The organism is Rummeliibacillus suwonensis (assembly GCF_007896435.1).
Classification (GTDB): Bacteria; Bacillota; Bacilli; order Bacillales_A; family Planococcaceae; genus Rummeliibacillus; species Rummeliibacillus suwonensis.
Genome location: NZ_VCBL01000001.1, coordinates 1398828 through 1420067, shown reverse-complemented (window position 1 = coordinate 1420067; position 21240 = coordinate 1398828). Strand labels below are relative to the sequence as shown.

The following is a 21240-nucleotide window of genomic DNA, read 5'->3' as shown; positions in this document are numbered from 1 at the left end:
CATGAAAATAGGGGGATTTGTTAATTTCCGCTCCGGCTTGCTCGCTTTCCTGCGGGCGAATGCTGGGGGCAACAGGATGTTGGTCACGGAATCGTTGCCACAGGACGTGGCGTTCTTAGATTCCGTTCCTTCACTCGCTACGCTGCGGGGTCTCATCTATTCGCTTTTCCCGCGGGAGTCGAGCAAGCCTCCGCTCCAATCTATATAAATGGTCCTAAAAAAACAGGGTTTTTCAAAAATTATGTCAAACAGACACGCCTAATTTTTATCAAATAGAGTTTTCTTTATCTTTTTATGGATGCTAGTTTATCCAATGAGATATTGCAGGCAATTACCTCCATCTAACTCTTGCTTTGAACGTCATCAGTTAACGCGGGATAAAAAACTTTACTTTGAATAAAAAAGCCAGCTTCCCTCTGGAAACTGGCTTTTTCTGTAGCACACTATGTATGCTTCTTTATGGAATTAGTCCCCCTCTGTGGACAGCCTTCCAATTTTATCTTCCCTTTATAAAAGGGTTTTAAGCACGAAACAATTTTTCTTTTGCCTTTTCAATTTGGATCTTCACTTGATCGAAACCTGTCCCACCAAGGGAATGACGACGTTTAACAGCTGTCTCCGGTGCTAATACATCGTACACATCCGCTTCGATTAGATTGCTTGCCTCTTGCAAGTCCTCAAGAGGAAGGTCTAATAAGTAAATACCTCGTTGAATGCAAAGAAATACTAATTTTCCTGTTACTGCATGAGCTTCACGGAATGGCATGCCTTTAGTAGCCAAATAATCCGCAAGTTCAGTTGCATTTGAAAAGTCTTGATGAACTGCCTTCTTTAAAGTATCCTTTGAAACAGTCATTGTACGTACCATACCTTCAAAGATTTTAAGAGAACCAATAATCGTATGAAGTGTATCAAACATACCTTCTTTGTCTTCCTGCATGTCCTTGTTGTAAGCTAATGGAATTCCTTTTAACACGGTCAGCAAGCCCATCAAATTGCCGTATACACGGCCTGCCTTCCCGCGAATCAGTTCTGCCATATCAGGATTTTTCTTTTGTGGCATAATACTTGAACCTGTTGAGAATGCATCATCTAACTCGATGAATTTGAACTCCTCAGTTGACCAAAGAATAATTTCTTCTGCAAATCTTGATAAATGTGCCATCAATAATGAACTATTGCTCAAAAACTCTACGATAAAATCACGATCACTGACAGCATCCATACTGTTTTGATAGACATTTGAAAAGCCCATTAGTTCTGCGCTCAATTCACGATCGATTGGAAATGTCGTTCCAGCTAGAGCCCCTGCTCCAAGTGGAGAGATATCTATACGTTTAACCGACTCGTTAAATCGTTCTTTATCTCGTTCCAACATCCAAAAATACGTCATTAAATGATGTGCAAAAGAGATTGGCTGTGCTCGTTGTAAATGCGTATATCCTGGTGCTAATGTATCGATATTCGCTTGTGCTTGTACGATAATCGTTTCTTGAAATTTTGTAATCAGTTCAATTACTTCTTTTACACGTTTTTTCAGGAATAAATGCATATCTGTTGCAACTTGGTCATTGCGGCTACGCCCTGTATGGAGTTTTCCACCTACAGGACCCACCAAATCGATTAGCATTTTTTCAAGGTTCAAATGGATATCCTCATTTTCCACTGAAAATGTAAGCTCATTGTTTTGTGCCTTAGCTTTTAGTTTTTCTAGACCGTCTTTAATCGTGTTGACTTCATCTTTTGTAAGGATACCGGTTTCACCAAGCATGGTTACATGGGCAATGCTACCTTCTAAATCCTCCGTTACAAGCTGTTGGTCAAACCCGATGGATGCCCCAAATTCATCTACCCATTGTTCAGCAGACTTTTGGAAGCGACCTCCCCAAAGTTTACCACTCATGCTTGCACCTTCTTTGCTCCTTTGTTGTTAACCATTGCGTTTACTTTAGTTGGTAGACCAAATAATTCGATAAAGCCTACAGCTGAAGCATGGTTGAATTCGTCATCTTTTGTATAAGTAGCTAATTTTTCATCATATAAAGAGTTTGGTGATTTACGTCCTTCTACAATTGCATGACCTTTAAATAATTTCACACGAACTGTACCATTTACATATTTTTGAGTTTCTTTTAAGAATGCTTGGATTGCTTCACGTAATGGAGAGAACCATAAACCATCATAAATAAGCTCTGTTAATTTTTTTTCAATTACTGGTTTAAAGTGAGCCAATTCTTTTACAAGCGTAATATCTTCAAGTTCCTTATGTGCAAGAAGTAATGTATGTGCACCTGGAATTTCATAAACTTCACGTGATTTAATACCAACTAATCTGTTTTCAACATGATCAATACGTCCGATACCATGTTTACCAGCCAATTCATTTAGTTTTAAGATTAAGTCCGCTAATTTATATTGAACGCCATCAAGCGCAACTGGAACACCTTGTTCAAATTCGATTTCAATGACATCTGCTGTATCAGGTGCATCCTCAAGTGCTACTGTTAAATCATATGCATCAGCTGGTGGTGCAGCCCAAGGATCTTCCAAAATACCACATTCATTTGCACGTCCCCATAAATTTTGGTCGATAGAGAATGGACTGTCTAAATTGATTGGAATCGGAATATTCTTAGATTTTGCATAATCGATTTCTTCTTCACGACTCCAAGCCCATTCACGAACAGGAGCAATTACTTCTAAATTAGGATTTAGTGATTTAATAGAAACTTCAAAACGAACTTGGTCATTTCCTTTACCTGTGCAGCCATGTGCAACAGCGACTGCGCCCGTTTTTTCTGCAATTTCTACTAGTTTTTTAGAAATTAAAGGACGAGATAAAGCAGAAACTAAAGGATATTTTTGTTCATACCAAGTATGTCCTTGTAATGAGATCAATGCGTATTCTTCAGCAAATTCATCTTTTGCATCAACGATATAAGATTCAACCGCACCAACTTCAAGTGCCTTCTTTTGTACAAAATCTAAATCTTTACCTTCACCTACATCTAAACAGCAGGCTACTACATTATAGCCTTTGTCCTTCAACCATTGAATTGCTACAGATGTATCTAAACCGCCTGAATAAGCCAATACTATTTTTTTCGCCATATTGCATTCCTCCATAGTCACTGTATGTTTATGCGTTGATATATAATATTTATGCATTCATCTTAACATGTAATAAAAATGAATACAAGTGTATTTTCTTGCATTTTTTTTAAAACTTTAAAATGACCATCAATTTAAGCTAAAGTACTTTAAAATTTAGGTTTTGATCGTAAAGTGAAACTTCACACAAGGGAGATTTTTCTTCATCCTCACTGTATATAAAGTGAGCTGATCAAGCTTTTACAGGCAATTGATCCTTCTACTTATCCTCCTGTTTTTTACAGAAGTTTTGAAGGAGAGGATCTTACTTACGTGATCAATTACGCTGAACGTCTGCATCCGTTTTTTCGAACTTGCCTGAAGAAAATCGCCTTTTCAAAATCCATGACATCTTTACTCTTGTATTAAGTAAAACTAAGTTAATTTGTTTCAACAATTTATTTTTTTCAAAATGGACTCGTATATATTATTGGTGAAAGTTCATTTTATATAAGCCGAAACTGAAAAATGGCAGCACAAGCAAATGAGCTAGTGAAAATCATATAGTGGAAACCCTTCTATGACATGGCAATATGATCTTTGCATAACGAGGAATTTTCGAGTCATATGTGAAAAGCCTACACCTATAATGCATTCGAATGAGAATCCGCATTTTTAACAGGATTTTTGAACAATACACGCAAAATTTCATGCAATAAATGTATATAGCATACAATATTCACTTTTTATAAAAGAAACGTTTCCCTACCTTTTCTACAATACCTGGAGCGATTGCATATAGTTTACTTGAAATCCACATATATCTTGGTAAATTAACTTCTCTAGTTGTTTTACCAATTGTACGAATCGTTGCATTGGCAACTTTTTCTGGCTGCAATAATACATGCTTCATTGCTTGTTTATAAGAAGCTGTCTTATCTGCATGATCTATAAAAGGTGTATCGATAGGTCCTGGATGAATGCAGGTGACATGGATATGATATGGCGCTAGTTCCAATCGCAATGCATTCGTATAACCTATCATCGCATGTTTTGTCGCTGCATATACAGATGCTTTTGGTGTTGCGATCTTTCCTGCCTGCGAACCTATAAAAATAAGCTGACCATGATTTTGCTCTTTCATCCTCTGCGCAATATATTTTGTTAATAGCATAGGTGCCTGAACATTGACATGCAACATTTCTAGTAAGTCTTCATCTTCCATTTCAGTTACGTATTCAAACGTACCAATACCAGCAGAGAAAATAGCAATATCAAGTTGTGGAAGCTGCTTGATAAGATGATGCACTCCCAACGGAGAAGATAAATCGCTTGGAATGGTCACGATATTCCTTATTGCCAATTCGTTTAAAGATTTTTTATTTCTTCCTGTTGCAATAACATGATTCCCTTTCTCCGCTAGTTTATTTGCAATGATTTGCCCAACACCTGATGTTGCCCCCGTTATTAAGATCGTTTTATTTTTTAGCATACCAATATACACCATTCTCATCTTTTACTTCTGTAATCAAATCCTGATCTAATAAATAATCAATCTGTCCAATAGTTTGTGATAAAGTTAAACCGAGTTGAGATTTGTAAGGTATAGGGAAAATTTCTACATTGATCTGAAAAATATTTTTTGGACGTTCTTCTAATAATTTTAAAACTTTCATGGCCCTTATATGTTGTTTTTCAAGTCTTTCACGGACTAACTCTTGAACATTAGTAATTTCGCTCCCATGCCCACTATAAATTTTGTCAATTGGTAAAGTTAATAGTTTTTTCAGTGATGCATTATATTGTAGTAGGGATTTTGCCCGTTTTGCTTTTGGATTAAGTGGTGGTTCAATTAGTGGGTTCGATGAAATATTCGCAATTAATAGATCTCCACCAATCATTGCATTTTTCTCTTCATTCCAAAAGACAAAGTGACTTTGTGCATGCCCTAGTGTTTCAATAGCGATAAGACCTTTGTGTCCTGGAATTTCATCTCCATCATGGATAACATCCGTTAATGTGCGTTCTCCAAGCATCTCTATAGATCTTGTCATCTTTTTTGCCCAAAAATAATATTCTTCCGGAACGCCTTCTTCTTTTAATCTATCTAGGTAAAAATCATAATGTGAATTGATAAAGACAGGATCTCGGCGAAGCCATGCATCCACATAAATATGCCCTAAAACCTTTGCGTTCGGAAAAGCATCTATCCACCCGACATGATCTGGATGATGATGTGTTAAAATGACTTGTTCGATATCCTCCATTTGATATCCAGCATCCTTGATCCCCTTTTTTATAGCTTCCAATGCTTCTGGTGTTTTAGTTCCCACATCAACGATTGATAACGCATCATCTTTTATTAAATATGAATTCACAGTCCCCTCTGGGAAAGGTACAGGTGAAATAATTTTATGAATCATCGTTAGTCCCCTTTTTCTTTTTAAAATGAATAACTATTCACTTTATTGTACATTTTTTTTTAATAATCGTCATCTTTTTACATTGACAAACCATGTTAGATTCACTATACTCATTTTACATATGCAAAGCGAAGATGAAGAATAGTACAAAAATAATAAGTTTTCAGAGAATGTGACCATCGGCTGTAAGTCACATAACCTGTTTTTTTGGAACCTACTTCTGAGCAACTGTGGAAACACAGTCGTTTCTCTGCGATAAAGAGGAAATGAAGTTGTGCTATTTTTTCATGTAGCAAAACAAGGTGGTACCGCGGAATCAAGCATTTTCGTCCTTAAATTAGGATGGAAATGCTTTTTTATTTATCAAATTCTGTTAAAAAATACTTTATTTATTGGCTACAGTTGAGCACTTATACGCTGCACTCAGTCGAAGATATCACTTTGCCTTCTTCCTTTAGGATCATTTCTTTTGCATAGTATGAAAACTTGTCCATTGTCAATGATGAAGTATAACAGAACCATTTGTAAAAAATGCATATGTCCCCATCCGAAAATGCTTGAAAGATGGAGACAATTCGTAAAATGAGCTTATGAAGGCTTAAAAAATGAGGAGGCGACTAAAATGGAGACAATTGTATTTGCTGGTGCTGGCTCAATGGCTGAAGCATTAATTCATGGCTGGGTTAAAGAAGGTGTTGTTTTGCCCAAATGCATTTATGTCATGAATAAGTCTAATCAACAAAAGCTTCAACGATTAGCAGATACCTATGGCGTACAAATTGTTTGTGGGAGTCGCGAAATTGTGAAAAAAGCTGATTGTTTAATTTTAGCAGTGAAACCAAAGGATATTCAGCAAGTAATGGATGAATTATCACCATTTTTGCCATCAAATACAGCTATTTTATCTGTAGTAGCAGGGGTTTCTATGAACACAATCGAACAAACTCTAGGTATAAGACCAATCGCAAGGATTATGCCAAATACTTCTGCAACCATTGGTATGTCAGCAACTGGGGTTGCATTCAATCAATCTGTTACAGCTTCTCTAAGAGAAGAATTTATGCAAATGCTTGAAGCGATTGGTTTAGTCATTGAAGTGAAAGAGGACGAGTTGCATGCAGTCACTGCCTTATCTGGAAGTGGTCCGGCCTATCTTTATTATTTAGTGGAAGCATTCGAACAAGCTGGTGTAAAATTTGGGCTATCTCAAGAAGTAGTACGACAATTGGCTATTCAAACAATTGCTGGTGCTGCTGAGATGCTAAAACAATCGAATGAGGAACCAACAGAATTACGCAGAAAAGTTACAAGCCCTGGCGGCACAACTGAAGCGGGCATTAAAGCTTTAGAAGAATATCATTTTGTAGATGCGATCGACGCATGTATCCAAAATGCAGAAGCAAAATCTCGAGAACTTGCTGCCGTTAAAATAGCTAAATAAAAACCTTGTCGATTCATTCGTTATTGAGAATGAACTAACAAGGTTGAGACTAAAAAGTAAACCGCTTTTGGTTTACTTTTTATGTTTATCAGAGGAAACAGTGTAGCGACCAGATGATTTAGATCGGCTTGTAAAAACAGCTAATAACAAGAAGAAACCCGCAATAGAAAAATACAATCCAGAATGATTTGCTTCAACACCGGTTTGAGGTAATGTGTCTTGAACAAATTCAGCATCATTTGATGATGCTGTTTCTTTTTTTATATGGTTAGTTGGTTTAGAAACCGTTGTAATGACCGATTTGGTAGTTTCAATAGTATTTGGTTGATGAACAGAAGTTGCAGCATTTGCAGTATTGCCATTTGAAAAACTGAAGCCTACAGCAAAAATACTAATAATCATAGCAACTATATATTGTTTAAACATTTTATATCCCCTCTATTATAAAATTCTAATCATATTAAAGGAACTTTTTGGCCCCGTCGGTACATTATATACCTATTTGTCTATTTTAACTATAAATCTTTACAAATCTTTTATAAAAAATTTGCAAAATAAGGCTTTTTTCTTACAAAAAATTTTGAAAGCCGCATTTTAATATCATTGAATTTTATTTTAATATTTAAGGGATTATATAGTTATTTGATGATAAATTTAGTATAACTGTATCCTTCTTTGCTTTTTTTCACTTCTAATAAGGCTGGCATAGCTTCTTTCAATTCAACTACATGCGAAATGATGCCAATCATTCTACCAGTGTTTTGCAGTTCGATTAATGTATCAATTGCTTTGTTTAAAGCTTCCTCATCAAGAGTACCAAATCCTTCATCAATAAACATCGTTTCTATTTGGATATTACCTTGGTAGGACTGAATAACATCCGACATACCTAAAGCAAGTGACAATGATGCATTAAATTTTTCTCCTCCCGATAATGTTTTCACATCTCGATTCTGTCCCGTATACGCATCATACACATCTAAACTTAATCCACTTTGTTTTCCCCTTGCCTCTTGTCGATTGCTTCGAACAAGTCGATATTGTCCGTTAGATATTGGCTTTAAGCGCTCGTTCGCAGCTTGAATGATTTGTTCTAAATATTCGATCTGTAAATATCGTTCAAATGAAATTTTCATATCATTTTGTCCACGAAGCAGATCATATAGATCAATAATCTTAGAACATTTTCTTTCAAGTGCGGCAATCTGATGACTGACTTTTTCAATATTCCCTGCTAATTGTATAGCATCTAAATGATATTGCTTTGTTTTGTGCAATTCATCACTTGCCTTCATGGAACGTTGTCGAAGTTCTTCTAATTGTTTTTCTAATTGTACTTCATCTTTTATGGTCTTTCCTGCAAAATCAGCAGCACCATCTTTTAATTGTTCTTGAAGAGCATATTTTTGTTTCATGTAATCTGTCAATTGTATTTCAAGTTGTTCTAATACATCTGGTTGTAAACGTGCTGCTTGATAGTCACTTCCCTTTTCAAATCCAGCTGCTAAGACTGCTTCCTTAAATCGATTTTGTGCTACTTCCAAAGCATCTTGTGCTTCTATTTTACTTTGTTCGGCACTTTGAATAGAAGCCTCCAACGATACTACTCGGCGATGCATCAAATCCACTTGTTGCTGTGCCTGTTCAAAACGATCCTTTAGCTGAGTTCGTTGGACAGTAGTGGTTTGGATCTTTGTATGAAGCACTTGAATCGATGAAATGGTTTCAGGTATTTCTTTTTGAATACGATTCCATTTTGCCTGTGCCGCATAGTAGTTTTCCAAGTGAGCATTCTTATCTTGTTCCAATTTTTGTTGCTTTTGAGCTTGTAATTCTAATTGCGCATCTATTTGTTGTTTTTGAGTTTGTACTTGATCAAGTTCTTTCTTTTTTTGCTTGAGTTGTTGAATTTCTGATTGGAGTCGTTGATATTGCGTCAATAATTGTTGCCCGTCTTTTATTTCTACTCCTAAAAGGGCTAACTTTTCTTCGAATTGACGAAGCAGCTGTGCACTGGCTTGGACCTTACCATGCAACTCAAAATACTGATTAGTTGCTTGTTCTGCCTGTGATCTCAATTTAGAAAGTCGTTGTTCGTTAACCTCACTTTCGCTATGGACTGCTTGGATAGGATGGTGTTCGATGCTTCCACATACAGGGCAAGGTTGTCCATCCACCAGTTGTGCCGCTAAGAGAGTTGCCTGATTGCTTAGCCATTTTCCTTCCTCAATTTTGTACTGTGCAGTGTACTGATGATAAATACGTTCTTTCTCTACTTCCAAATCTTGAAGCTGTTTTAATGCCGTTGATTGTTGTTGCCAGCTTTGCCACGCCGACGTTTTTTCCTTTAATAGTGAAAGTTGTTCATTTTTTTCATCAAATTGAACTAATTGTTGGGTTAAACTCGCTACTGTGCAGACTTGTTGAGACTGTACTTGACTTAAATTTCCCACTTCTCTTTTTAATAATTCTATGGATTTATTGTCTTGGTCAATAATTTGTTGCTGTTGCTTTGATAAATTTTCTGCTTTTGCTAATTCGCTAAACGTTTCTTCAAGTTTTTTAAATGACGCCAATTCAATCGTCAGTTCATCGATTTTTGGTTGATTGATCTTTTCATTTTCAAAAAGGTGGATGGCTTGTTCCAAGGCTGTCTTGGCAGTCTGATAGGATTCTTGTAAATGATTGAATGCCTGCTCCTTTTCTTTTTTCAAACGAACATTCTCATAATAGTGTTCTTCTAAAGGAATGATATGACTGGCTTTTTTCGCAGCATCTATCTTCTGTTTCATTTCTTCATAACTTTTAGATTGTTGCTCTAGCAATCCCAATTGCTCTTCTTTATCTTGATACGCACGCAAACGTTTATTGAATTCTTTTGTTTCCACAACTAATTTTTGTTGTTCTTCTGTTTGAAATACGATTGCCTGATATACCTTTTCTTTCTGCAGCAGCTCATTTGAGTAGAATTCGATCTCTTCTTTTAAGGCATCTACCAATTGGTAGATATTCAAATGTTCTGAAGATAAAACTTGTTGTAATGATGATTGACGTTTGGGTAATGCCGTTTTTATATGTTCAATATGTAAATGTTGAATAGACTTTGCACTTGTTAATGCTTTTTCAGCCTCATCCTTTTTTTCTTTTAAGCGATCTGCTAAATGACGATAAGAATTCGTTTTAAATATTTTGCGAAGAATCGCTTCCTTATTTTCCGTTTCAGATGTCAATAACTTACGGAATTCACCTTGAGGCAACATCACGATTTGTTTAAATTGATCTTTTGATAAGCCGATAATTTCCTCCATTTTTTGATTGATTTCGGTTACTTTTTGTGATTCAACAACAGGTCTTTCTCCTTCAGAAAGAATTTCAACAAACTCTAATTTATCTCCTGTTGCACTTTTATTGCCCTTTTTCTTATGAGCAAGCTGACGCAAAATTCGATATGTTCTCCCCTTCATTGAAAAAATTAATTCAGCAGAAGTATGTGTATCTTCATTTGCAAAATCACTACGAACTTCTTTCATATCAGCACGGTCTTCACCACTTGCGGAACCATATAAAGCAAAACAAATACCATCAAAAATAGTTGTTTTGCCTGCCCCAGTTGATCCGGATATCACAAATAACTTATGTTCTCCTAATTCTCTAAAATCAATTGTTTCAGTATCCTTATATGGTCCAAAAGCAGTAAGTTTCAGCATTAACGGTTTCATACATTTTTCACCTCCACTTCACGTTGTAATAATAATTCCTCTTGCAACACTTCTCGGAAAAGCTCAATAGTCTCGTCATCTGCATCTTTTCCTAAAATTTCTCGATAAAATGATGTAAACAATGTCATGTCATCCATTTTTTGGCGTGATACAATCTCATGTTGTACATCACTAAAATCTTTTAAAATGACACGTTCAACATGCATCGCGTTTGGATAGACAGAACGGATTTTTTCCATAGGTGAAATAATGGGGGTATCATCTAATAGTTTTACAAAAACATAATCTTCGCTTTTTGGCGACTTTAAAATTTCTTCCATAGTATTCTCAACTGTTTTAAGATCTCGTTTTGGCATTAATTCTTTTTTGGTAACACGAATGGAGCCATCAGCAGATAAGTCGACCATTAAATACCCTTTTTTATGTGTTTCCTCTGAAATAGAATATTTTAATGGCGATCCCGAATAACGGATTTTTTCAGAATCTACAAAATGAGCTTGATGTAAATGACCAAGTGCTGTGTAATGGAATGGTTCAAATAACTTGGCATCAATACATTCTGAACCCCCAATTGATAATGGGCGCTCTGCATCGGTAGCATTCTCTTCATCGGCTCCATCTTTCGTCACAAAAGCATGTCCAACTAATACATGTCTGGCACTTGAATCCAGTGAATCAACCACATTTGCTATAATTTTTGCCATTGCATCTTGTTGAGTTTTAATCGTATCATCAGCATATAAATAGCGTACATGAGAGGGATCCGTATAAGGAATTAAGTGAAAGTGAACTTCACCAAATTCATCATGTAACACAACAGGTTTTAAATTCTTTGATAAATTCCCCATAATATGGAGACCTTTTGCCCCCATAAAACGTGAGCCAAAGTGAATACGTCCTGGACTATCATGATTGCCTGATATAGCGACGACTGGAATATCTCGTTTGATGGCGATTTCCGAAAAGATATCATCTAATAACGCCACCGCTTCTGTAGCTGGAACTGATCGATCATATAGGTCACCTGCTATAACGACTACATCAGGCCTTTCTTCATCAATATCTTGCAAAAATTGCTGTAAAATAAACGCTTGGTCTTCTATCATGGAAATACCTTGTACCAATTTTCCCAAATGCCAATCTGCTGTGTGAAAAATCTTCATATGATCACTCCAATCTTTAAAACTATTAGCTCTATTATAGGATATTATCGACTTTTTCAGCTAGTAATGTGACAAACGAAAGATGATGACGGTTCTTACATTAAACAAAGTAAAGTGATTACATATATTCTATCATAATCCGTAAAACAGAACAAACGTTCTTTATTATATCAATTTAAAAATCTTATGGATATTTAGCCAAAATCTAAAAAACTCGCTATGAAAATTCATAACGAGTCGTTAAAATCATATATCTATCTTCCATTCTATCAGAACATTGCGTTCGTCTATGCTAGCACTCTTCTCTATGCGTGAAGTTTTTTATCCTTTGCACCCTTTGACCAATCTAATTCATCTAAGAAATGCAATACATCTTCATATACTTTATCTCGTTCTTTCCCCAAAGTAATGATATGACCAGAGTTTTGATACCAGATAATTTCTTTATCTTCTGTTTCAACTGTATCATAAATATAGGGAGCGCTTTCTTGGTATAAAGAATCATCCAATTTACCTTGTAACACTAGTGTTGGTGCATGAATCTCTTCAATTTCTTCAGAAGTATGCTGAATCATTTTTTGGATTTCATCAATAGCTCCTCGTGGGAGTTTTTCTAATGTCTTTAGTTCTTTTTCGATTTGCTCTTCATCTTTTCCTTCAATTTGCTTGTATACTCTTGCGTAATTGTATAAACGTTCAAACAAACCCTCTTTTGTTCTTCGTTTAATTGGTGCACACATTGAAACAACACCTTTTACCGGAAACTCAGCACCCACTTTTAATGTAAATACACCGCCTAGAGAAATACCAACAACAGCAACTTCTTCATATCCTAATTCTTTTAAATGATGATACCCTCTCGTTACATCTTCCCACCAATATTTTGCACCATATTTTAAGATTTCTTCTGCGCTTACACCATGCCCTCGATACATTGGCGCATGGCATGTATAACCCTGTTTATTTAAATACTGGCCTAGTTTCTTCACATCTTTTGTGCTTCCCGTAAAACCATGCAGTAATAAGACAGCCCGATGATCTCCTTCAAATGTAAATGGTTGCGGTGCTAATAGCTTCATCTTTTCTTGAACTCCTTTTTATTTTGAGTGCCTATATGATAATTTTCCTTTTCCACTAAAAATATTATTGTCAATTAAAAAGTTTATCATTCCGCATTTTTTTCTCGTAGGCGCTCAATTTTTGTTCACATTTTATATTACATACAGACTAACACCTTTTACTCATAATGTACACTATATTATTTCATAAATTATTATGCATTTTAGTTATAATTATAATGTTTTAAATGTCGTTTCCGATGATTTAAAATTTTTAGTCATAAAAAAATAATCTATAACAGTTTATTCTGTTATATAATAGAGGTACGTTAAAAAATAGGGGGATTATGATGAAAGTTTCTACAACAAGATTGGAAAAAGAAGATGCAAAAATCATTTATCAAGAAACAGCAGGTTTAGCCATCATTACAATACATCGTCCGCAAGCTAAAAATGCACTAACGGCGATTATGTGGGATGAACTACGAAAACTAGCATTGAAGGCGTTAGAAAATTCTAAAAATAAAGTTTTACTCTTAAGAGGATATGGTCAACAGTTCACTGCTGGTTCAGATATTAAAGAATTCAATTCCATTTCATTGGAAAAATCAGAAGAAGCATTCGTTCATATGGAAAAAACGATTTCCACCATCGAACATTTACCACTACCAACTATTGCAGTCATTAATGGTCCTGCGATGGGAGCTGGTCTTGAATTGGCTCTTGCATGTGACATTCGCATTGGTTCAGAGAAAGCCAAGCTTGGTATCCCTGTTGGAAAATTAGGTATTACGTTAAACAATAAATTTGCAGCACGTTTAGTGAACCTTATAGGTCCAAGTATGACAAAAGATTTAGTATATACAGGAAAGTTTTTGAAAACGGAAGAAGCCTATCGAGTTGGAATGTTGAATTATGTCACACAAGAAAAGGATTTAGATCGTTATGCCATAAGACTTGGAAAATTAGTGGCTTCGATGTCACCAGCTTCTGTATTAGCTGTGAAGCAATCTGTTCAAGAATGTATCGATTCCGCACCCGTACTTTGGAAAAGTTCTACTCCATTTGTCGACGCAAAGGATTTTCCAGAAGGTGTTCGCGCTTTCGTTGAAAAAAGACCACCTCAATTTACGCGAATATCATAAATAATCCTTATCTAAATTGTTTTTCTATCTTGCTAAAAAGTTATTAGCTAATATTCATGCAAGTCTATAGAATTTGGAAAAACAAAGGCTTTAATGTAAAAAGAATGGCTTCTCTTTTAAGAAGGACAAAAATTAAATGTGGTTCAATCGCACACAAAAAGCATGCTGTGATTCGTATATGAATTATTCATGCTTTTTGTATGTCTTAAAACCTATAAAAAACTAAAAATTGCTATATTAAAAATATTAGCGCTGATATAATACAATATAGGGGGAGAAAATGGAATTAAACTCAAAGGCTGAAAATAACGCTAAAAATCGTAATGTGCAAACGCTCATTTTATATCTACTTTTCTTTTACTTTATTTGGGCTTTGAAAGAGTTGTGGTTCATTGATTACTTTCATTTATTTGGAGAAACAGCTTATACTTTGCTGGAAGCAACAGCAAAAATCTTAGTTTGGATCGTTCCTATTTGGCTTTATGTAAAATACGATCTAAAAATAAAGCCAATTGATTATTTTAATATGAACGTTCATGTGAAAAAAGGATTATTTTGGGGTATCATTCTTTCTACACTTATTGGTTTGCGTTTTGCCATTGAAGTCTATCTCATTAATAAAGAAACATTTCATTTTTTACTGCCATTAGACAGCTATCTTGATGGGTTTCTAATTGTAGGTATTACAGAAGAAATGGTTTTTAGGGGGTTTATCCTGAAAGAAATTAACAGCAGGATATCTTTTTGGAAGGCAAACGGAATTACATCATTATTATTTTTGCTTATACACTACCCGATTTGGATTCATAATAGGGAATTTTTTCATTTTGGCACACATATCTATATTTTTCTACTTAGTTTAGTTTTTGGATTTATTTATAAAAAGACAGGCTCAATATGGTCGGTTGTTCTCCTGCACTCATTTTACGATTTATTTGTTACGATTATTTGATACATATCACAAACCGTCAAGATAGAAGCTTGAAGCAACAAAGTGCTTATCATCAACCAGGATTGACTAGAGATGTTATAGTTTTCAATCGATCTAAACTGTCTTTTTTACTTTTTCAATAGTGGATTTTGAACTTCCCACATTGTGAGTGGCTTAAGCTTCATGCCTATATGATATTAATTCTTCAAGGTGAATAGATCAGGAAGAAATATCCTTCTGTATCAAAGAAAAATGACACAGGGGGCATTCTTGGCCTATCAGTCCCTGGTTTTTTAATCCTACTGAATGGACACTAAATTTATATCGATGCTCTGTAATTCCAGTTCAAATTCTTGATCAAAAGCATTCCGTATATTTTCTTGTAATTCTCTAATGGGCAGTTGTTGATCCAACTGTATGGGTCCTTGTAAAATAAGGCTAACCGAAACTTTTGGTGCCGGTAATAGTACAAATTGTACTTTCGTTACCTTCTCAACCATTTTTTCTTTTTCACAAGTCTTTTGAATCATTTGGCTAAAGTATTGTTTATCAATATGACCAGTAGCCTGATGGAAATCAGGTTGAACAATAGTTGTTTCACCGATCTTTTCTTTTTTGGTTGAGAAAATTTCCATTCCTCTTTGTATGAATCGTTTGAAAAAATTTTGCTCAACTTCTATAACAGGAATAGGCATTATATGCTTGCCTTCTGTTTTACGAATAAATTTTGCTAATTTCAGTTCACTAGAAGATTTTAAATCTTCAATATGATAGTAATATTGAATTTCTCCGATCTCTAATCTTCGTGCAATTTTATCTGTCATTCGATCAGATGTGCCTATTATCAATAATTTGTCGATTTGCTGCGCTTTAATGGCATTTTGCACTTCTTTTGCGTGATCCTCATCTGAAAAAATGGCCCTTTTCACTGCTTTGTAGGCACTTTTTTCAAATTTTGCAGACATACCAGCAATTTTCTTACCATTGACAATAAAAAGACCATCATCAATAATGCCAGCGATATCATGATCATGTGCAAAAGACAATGCAAAAGTACTTTTACCAGTTCCACTTGGCCCACTCAATGAATATATTTTCAATTGTATATCACCTATTCATCTTTATTTTAAACGTAAAATCAGCTGAGTGATTAAGTTAACACTTTCCAATAAAGTGAAGCTTCCATCAGTGGGGGTTTTCTTCATCCCCCACTAATGGTTAGCTGAACCAATCGGACTTTTACGGGCAGTTGTTCCCACACCTGTCTTTCTCGTTTTTCTCTAAACCTTGAGGTGGGGGGTCTTACTGCCCGTTAAAGCGGGATCAATAATCATTCATTTGATGTAAACTCGATTGTTCATTATGTTACTTCTTTGTTCAAATGGATAATCTGCTTTTCTCATTATACTATTCATTTGATATAGAAAAAAAGTTAAAACACAAACGCCTGTAAAAAGAAAAAAGCCAAGGCACTTGTTTGCACCTCGGCTAATAACATACTATTTTACACTTTAAATTGATGTGCTAATTCTTGCAATTCAACAGATTTTTTACTTATTTCCTGAATAACCCCTGTTATTTCTTGTAATGTCGCATTTTGTTCTTCTACTGAACCAGAAATAGTATTTGTCGATTCAGCAGATTGGACGGCTTGTTTTGCAATCTCTTCAACTGAAGCTGTAACTTCCTCAGTTGCTGCTGATAGCTGTTCAGAAGTGGACGTTACTTCCTCTAAGCTATTTGTCATTTGATTAACTGAACTAGAAATATGACCAAAAGCTTCCGTCGCATTTGTAATAACATACACACCATCTTGAACATTCGTTAAATTACTTGTTACGGATTTCGCTACAATTTCTGTATCATTTTGAATTGTACTTATTAATGAGACAATTTGCTCTGCAGAATTTTTGGATTCCTCTGCTAATTTCCGAACTTCGTCAGCCACAACCGCAAATCCTTTTCCATGCTCTCCTGCTCTTGCAGCCTCTATAGCAGCGTTTAAAGCCAGTAAATTCGTTTGATCTGAAATCTCTGTAATCGCTTTTGTCATATTCTGTATTTCAGCTGATTGATTTTTTAGACGTGTGATTAATTCATTTGTTTGATCCGTTGTTTTAGATATTAACAAAACTTGTTCTTTGGCAACATTCAATATTTTCCTACCATTTTCTGCAAGTTCTGATGCTTGTTTTGCTTTATCAAATAGCGATTGAGAATTTTCTGCGATTGATTGGACACCTGCTGCTGTCTCATTCATAGCTTGTGCTGCATCTTTTGCGATAACAGCCGAGTCATTTGCGCCTCTCGAAGTGACTTCGACACTATTTGATACTGCATCAGCTGCACTAGAAATCTCCTCAGTTGAAGCCGCAAGTTCTTCCATTTCTGCAGATAACTGACGTGAACTTTCTCCTATATTGATAATAATCGTTTGTAAATTTTTCTTCATTTCATTAAAAGATGACGCCAATGTTGCAATTTCATCTTTTGACTTCACAACAATATCATCTTGCGTTAAATCTCCAGATGCAATTTGTTTCGCACCTTCTACGACCTTTAATAGAGGCTTCACAATGATCCGTCTTACTCGATTCATAAAAAGAAGAGCTGTAATCATACCGCAAATGGCAATGATAATCGAAGCAATTTTTGCTATAAAAGCACTATGATTGACGTTGGCCTTTGCTGCAGCCAGTTCCTTTTGCTGATATTTTTCAATAGCAGTGATATTCGTCATTAAACTTTGGTGAGCGGACTCCGCATTATTCAATTCTAAAGCTACGCTATCGTCTTTTCCCGCTTTTTTATACTCGATGATTTTATCTATGACTTGATTGTAGGTAGCTATTGTCTCACTCATACTCTTTGTATAATCCTTGACAATTTTGGAGTCAGCACTTTTCTGAAGCTCATCAATCAATTTTGTTGTTTTTTCTTGATATCCAGTTAATTTTTGAGAATTGGATGCATTATTATCAATAATAAAACCTCTTAAATATAATCCTTCACTGGAAATATTCGACTTAATTTCATTAACCTTTTTTAAATTAGTTACATTGTCATTGATAACGCGACCAAATGAGTCGACTACGCTATCCATTCGATTGCCATTTAACCCCATGAGAATCATTATGTAAACAAACAAAATAATAAAGCCTAAGCTTATTTTCCTTTGAACAGACAATCTATGTCATCTCCCACCACAATGAATTTTATGCTATATAAATAAATACAATTTTATACCAGCATGATTATCGAGTCAATAGTAATGGAACTTTCTTACTAATTATCCCGTATATTAAATATTAAAGTAAATAATTAATTGGACAGAAATACCTTATTCTATAAACATTTATAAAAAAAAGAAAGGTACAGAATGCTGTTAAATCAACAATCCGTACCTTTTGTACCGTACACATTCTTCTTCTAAAAGAAGACAATTTTTTGCATCAAATCTTAAATTTCTTAACAGCATCACTTTGTTCAATCGCCTTATTGGTTAAGTCGTTTGAAACAGATGTGATTTCTTCTATTGTTTCTGCCACTTGCTTCACATTGTCGCTTACTGATTCTATTTTTTTAGTTGAATTTTCAGAAGATGTTGCAATTTCACTTACTGAAGCCGCAACCTGCTCTGCTGCAGCAGAAATTTCTTCCGTTATAGCAGATACATCTTCAATTTCTGATTTCATATGATCTACAGCTTGTACAATCGTTTCAAATGAAGTCCCTGCTTTTTGAATTAAATGGACACCATCTTCAACTGTGTCTAGATTGTCTAAAATCGCTTTTTCGACATCTTTTGTGTTCTGCTGTATTTCTACTGTTAGACGTTCGATTTGACTAGCTGATCGGTTAGATTCTTCTGCTAATTTCCGAACTTCATCTGCCACCACAGCAAATCCTTTTCCATGTTCTCCTGCTCTTGCAGCCTCAATAGCTGCGTTTAATGCAAGTAAATTTGTTTGTTCTGTAATATCCGTAATCACTTTAAGTGTATTTCCAATTTCCACTGATTGTTTATTTAATGATTGGATTAAATCTGTTGTATCCTTTGTTGATGAATGGATAAGCACCATTTGTTTTTCAGCATTAGAAATTTCTTTTTGTCCGCTATTAGCAATATCAGATGTTTCACTTGCAGAGGTATGTAGATTTTGTGCGGATTCCGCAATTTTTTGGACACCTGCTGCTGTTTCATCCATCGCAACTGCACTTTCTTTTGCAGCATATGTGGTTGATTGGGCTGTTTTTGATGTAACTTCAAGATTTTGTGATACTTCATTTGATGATGCAGAAACTTCTTGTGTAGAGGCCAACAATTCTTCCGCAGAAGAACTCAAGTGCTCTGAACTAACCGATAAAGAGCTTAGTAAGTCTTTTAAAGAGTGCTTCATTAGATTAAATGATTTGGATAGTTGTCCAATTTCATCTTTCGAACGTACTTCAACATCCGGTTCCGTTAAATTTCCCTCAGCGATTACATTTACTGATTTATTTAACTTTACAATTGGTTTCGCAACTACTCGATGCATATAATAAGCCATCAAATAGCTAAAAATAACAATAGCAATTACAATGATAATCCCAAGAATCAACGCATTTTTGGCTATGCTTTCAGATTTGGTTTCCGCCTGTGAAAATAATACCTTTATATATTTTGATAAATCTTGAGTAGCATTTAACGTTTCTAAGTATGCTGCTTTCCCATTCGTATTTGTCTGTTCAATGGCTTCTTTGTGTTTACCACTCTTTTGCAGATCAAGTACTTGATCCGAAAATTTATCATAATTGTTCACTTCAGTAGATACTTTCGTTAATAATTGTTTCGATTTTTGACGCTGTAAATTTCCTTCTAAATTCTCTATTTCCTGATTCAATTGTTTTCTAGTATCCATTAATGTTTGTAAATCTTCTTCATTTCCTAAAAGATATGATCTAATTAATTGAGCTTTTTTAGCAGTTAAACTTTCAATTTTGGCTGTTGCACTAATTTGAGGTAAGCCCGAATTTATAGTTGAGCTATATTGTTGGTTCATCTTGTTTAGCTGACCTAATATAATTAAAAATGCAGCAATAATGATCAAAATGATAATAGAAAAACTACCCAAAATCTTTTTACTAATAGACATAATGTTCCCCCATTTGACAATTTTCTTAGTTCCTATCTCTTAGTTCTTACATACCATATTATATAGGAAATATACGAACATGAATAGTCTTGTAGTAAATAAATAGATCATCAATCGGCAGTTCTATACACAAAAAATACACGATAGGAAAGTTCTTTATGAATAAAATTTTATTAGTCTTTCAGATACGTTGATTATCAAATTATATCCATAAAATTAGGTATTCGTTGATTTCCGCTACGCTGCGGGGTCTCATCTATTCGCTTTTCCTGTGGGACATTGAATGGACTTTCTGAATCCACACCGCACGAAGAAAATGCAGGGTTTTTCAAAAATTATGCCAAACAGACACCCCTTTTTTTTTTCAAATCAACACGCGTGATAGCAAAGTTCTTTATGAAAAAAATCTTATTTAGTTTTTATACACTATTCAATTAAAGAGCAACTTCATAGACAGAAACTAGTTTTTCTGAAGCAATCAAAGCTTACAGCCAGTTGATTCCATACCTACTACTCAAATCTTGAGGTGATGTCTGACTATTCAATACTGTGAGACAAACGAACAGTCCAAAATCTCCACTTCATGCTTCATTTTTTTGATGGTCCTTCAATTGTCGAAGAATTCGTTTTCTATATGCCACAAGTTGCCATATTGTTAACAAAATCACGATCCACAAAAAAGGTTCCTTTACACTGAAACCAACAGAAGACTTACCTCCTGCTAACGGCAAGATAAACATTAATACGATCAAATAAGCCATCACCACCACTTCGACATAAAAATGCATCATTCTATCTTTGATCGCTGGCGTATATACACTAAACAATAATAATCCGAACCCTACTATCATCCAAGCGATATTCGGAAAGACTTTCCATATCGTCCATTGCTGATAGAAGTCAAAACACATTAGTAATGTGGCACCCAATAACCCACTCAATAATTTAAAAATATTCAATTCTTACATTCCTTTCGATTCAGCATAGCTTAAGTATAATAAAGTGCAACTTCATCCCATGTAGCCTTTTCTTTATCCTCTACCGGGGTTAGTTAAAACATTTGATCTTTTACAAGCAGTTATCACATTACCTATCTTTTACCTGTTACTTGAGTCTTGCTATCTGATACACGATA

15 protein-coding genes and 1 other annotated feature are annotated in these 21240 nt (G+C 35.0%); of the genes, 3 read left to right on the top strand and 12 right to left on the bottom strand.

Translation table 11 applies throughout. From position 1 onward, the window contains the following. Nucleotides 1–520 precede the first annotated feature (520 nt). From argH to FEU33_RS06590, 4 genes are all read right to left on the bottom strand, one after another. A complete protein-coding gene (argH, locus tag FEU33_RS06605) occupies nt 521–1903 on the bottom strand; it encodes an argininosuccinate lyase (protein WP_146548617.1) in 1383 nt (460 codons plus the stop codon). Then, nucleotides 1900–3111, bottom strand: coding sequence for an argininosuccinate synthase (locus tag FEU33_RS06600; RefSeq protein ID WP_146548616.1), 1212 nt, complete (start codon nt 3109–3111; stop codon nt 1900–1902). The genes argH and FEU33_RS06600 overlap by 4 nt, the downstream gene beginning before the upstream one ends. Nucleotides 3112–3829: 718 nt before the next feature. After that, entirely contained in the window at nt 3830–4582 is a 753-nt protein-coding gene (locus FEU33_RS06595) for an SDR family NAD(P)-dependent oxidoreductase (protein ID WP_146548615.1), read from the bottom strand. Next, nucleotides 4569–5513: an MBL fold metallo-hydrolase gene (locus FEU33_RS06590; RefSeq protein WP_146548614.1), complete on the bottom strand. Its 945-nt coding sequence runs from the start codon at nt 5511–5513 to the stop codon at nt 4569–4571. Before FEU33_RS06590 ends, FEU33_RS06595 begins: the two co-directional genes overlap by 14 nt. Before the next feature lie 122 nt (nt 5514–5635). Continuing rightward, nucleotides 5636–5850 (top strand) — a binding site (T-box leader). A 285-nt stretch (nt 5851–6135) separates the two neighbouring features. Between FEU33_RS06590 and proC the strand changes: the two genes are divergently transcribed. Next, nucleotides 6136–6954 carry a pyrroline-5-carboxylate reductase gene (gene proC, locus FEU33_RS06585; protein ID WP_146548613.1) on the top strand — a complete coding sequence of 273 codons (819 nt, stop codon included), beginning with the start codon at nt 6136–6138 and terminating at the stop codon, nt 6952–6954. A 72-nt stretch (nt 6955–7026) separates the two neighbouring features. On the opposite strand, the gene FEU33_RS06580 is transcribed toward proC, so the two are convergent. The 4 genes from FEU33_RS06580 to FEU33_RS06565 all read right to left on the bottom strand — a co-directional run bounded on the left by FEU33_RS06580 (nt 7027) and on the right by FEU33_RS06565 (nt 12915). Beyond that, complete coding sequence (locus FEU33_RS06580; protein ID WP_146548612.1) at nt 7027–7380, bottom strand: LPXTG cell wall anchor domain-containing protein; 354 nt, start codon at nt 7378–7380, stop codon at nt 7027–7029. A 212-nt stretch (nt 7381–7592) separates the two neighbouring features. Next, the gene (locus FEU33_RS06575; RefSeq protein WP_146548611.1) at nt 7593–10673 is read right to left on the bottom strand and encodes an AAA family ATPase; all 3081 of its coding nucleotides are present in this window, start codon (nt 10671–10673) and stop codon (nt 7593–7595) included. Further along, nucleotides 10670–11836, bottom strand: a complete 1167-nt coding sequence (locus FEU33_RS06570; RefSeq protein ID WP_146548610.1) for an exonuclease SbcCD subunit D — start codon at nt 11834–11836, stop codon at nt 10670–10672. Before FEU33_RS06570 ends, FEU33_RS06575 begins: the two co-directional genes overlap by 4 nt. A 305-nt stretch (nt 11837–12141) precedes the next feature. Further along, on the bottom strand, nt 12142–12915 hold the full coding sequence (locus tag FEU33_RS06565; protein ID WP_146548609.1) for an alpha/beta hydrolase: 774 nt from the start codon (nt 12913–12915) through the stop codon (nt 12142–12144). A gap of 329 nt (nt 12916–13244) precedes the next feature. Here FEU33_RS06565 and FEU33_RS06560 point away from each other — a divergent pair, with 329 nt between their 5' ends. Beyond that, complete coding sequence (locus FEU33_RS06560) at nt 13245–14039, top strand: enoyl-CoA hydratase/isomerase family protein (protein WP_146548608.1); 795 nt, start codon at nt 13245–13247, stop codon at nt 14037–14039. 280 nt (nt 14040–14319) lie between these two features. Then, a complete protein-coding gene (locus tag FEU33_RS06555) occupies nt 14320–14991 on the top strand; it encodes a CPBP family intramembrane glutamic endopeptidase (RefSeq protein ID WP_146548607.1) in 672 nt (223 codons plus the stop codon). Nucleotides 14992–15269: 278 nt separating this feature from the next. Here the strand turns inward: FEU33_RS06555 and FEU33_RS06550 are convergent, their stop codons facing one another. The 4 genes from FEU33_RS06550 to FEU33_RS06535 form a co-directional block, all read right to left on the bottom strand. Then, nucleotides 15270–16070 carry a hypothetical protein gene (locus tag FEU33_RS06550; protein WP_146548606.1) on the bottom strand — a complete coding sequence of 267 codons (801 nt, stop codon included), beginning with the start codon at nt 16068–16070 and terminating at the stop codon, nt 15270–15272. Between the two features lie 404 nt (nt 16071–16474). Then, a complete protein-coding gene (locus tag FEU33_RS06545) occupies nt 16475–18157 on the bottom strand; it encodes a methyl-accepting chemotaxis protein (protein WP_146548605.1) in 1683 nt (560 codons plus the stop codon). 265 nt (nt 18158–18422) lie between these two features. Beyond that, the gene (locus FEU33_RS06540) at nt 18423–20105 is read right to left on the bottom strand and encodes a methyl-accepting chemotaxis protein (RefSeq protein WP_146548604.1); all 1683 of its coding nucleotides are present in this window, start codon (nt 20103–20105) and stop codon (nt 18423–18425) included. Nucleotides 20106–20686: 581 nt separating this feature from the next. Continuing rightward, on the bottom strand, nt 20687–21064 hold the full coding sequence (locus FEU33_RS06535; RefSeq protein WP_146548603.1) for a hypothetical protein: 378 nt from the start codon (nt 21062–21064) through the stop codon (nt 20687–20689). Nucleotides 21065–21240: the final 176 nt, after the last annotated feature.

Excerpts from the sequence above, each read along its gene's own strand:
- argH (WP_146548617.1), bottom strand. The coding sequence starts at position 1,903 with ATGAGTGGTAAACTTTGGGGAGGTCGCTTCCAAAAGTCTGCTGAACAA.
- FEU33_RS06600 (WP_146548616.1), bottom strand. The coding sequence starts at position 3,111 with ATGGCGAAAAAAATAGTATTGGCTTATTCAGGCGGTTTAGATACATCT.
- FEU33_RS06595 (WP_146548615.1), bottom strand. The coding sequence starts at position 4,582 with ATGCTAAAAAATAAAACGATCTTAATAACGGGGGCAACATCAGGTGTT.
- FEU33_RS06590 (WP_146548614.1), bottom strand. The coding sequence starts at position 5,513 with ATGATTCATAAAATTATTTCACCTGTACCTTTCCCAGAGGGGACTGTG.
- proC (WP_146548613.1), top strand. The coding sequence starts at position 6,136 with ATGGAGACAATTGTATTTGCTGGTGCTGGCTCAATGGCTGAAGCATTA.
- FEU33_RS06580 (WP_146548612.1), bottom strand. The coding sequence starts at position 7,380 with ATGTTTAAACAATATATAGTTGCTATGATTATTAGTATTTTTGCTGTA.
- FEU33_RS06575 (WP_146548611.1), bottom strand. The coding sequence starts at position 10,673 with ATGAAACCGTTAATGCTGAAACTTACTGCTTTTGGACCATATAAGGAT.
- FEU33_RS06570 (WP_146548610.1), bottom strand. The coding sequence starts at position 11,836 with ATGAAGATTTTTCACACAGCAGATTGGCATTTGGGAAAATTGGTACAA.
- FEU33_RS06565 (WP_146548609.1), bottom strand. The coding sequence starts at position 12,915 with ATGAAGCTATTAGCACCGCAACCATTTACATTTGAAGGAGATCATCGG.
- FEU33_RS06560 (WP_146548608.1), top strand. The coding sequence starts at position 13,245 with ATGAAAGTTTCTACAACAAGATTGGAAAAAGAAGATGCAAAAATCATT.
- FEU33_RS06555 (WP_146548607.1), top strand. The coding sequence starts at position 14,320 with ATGGAATTAAACTCAAAGGCTGAAAATAACGCTAAAAATCGTAATGTG.
- FEU33_RS06540 (WP_146548604.1), bottom strand. The coding sequence starts at position 20,105 with ATGTCTATTAGTAAAAAGATTTTGGGTAGTTTTTCTATTATCATTTTG.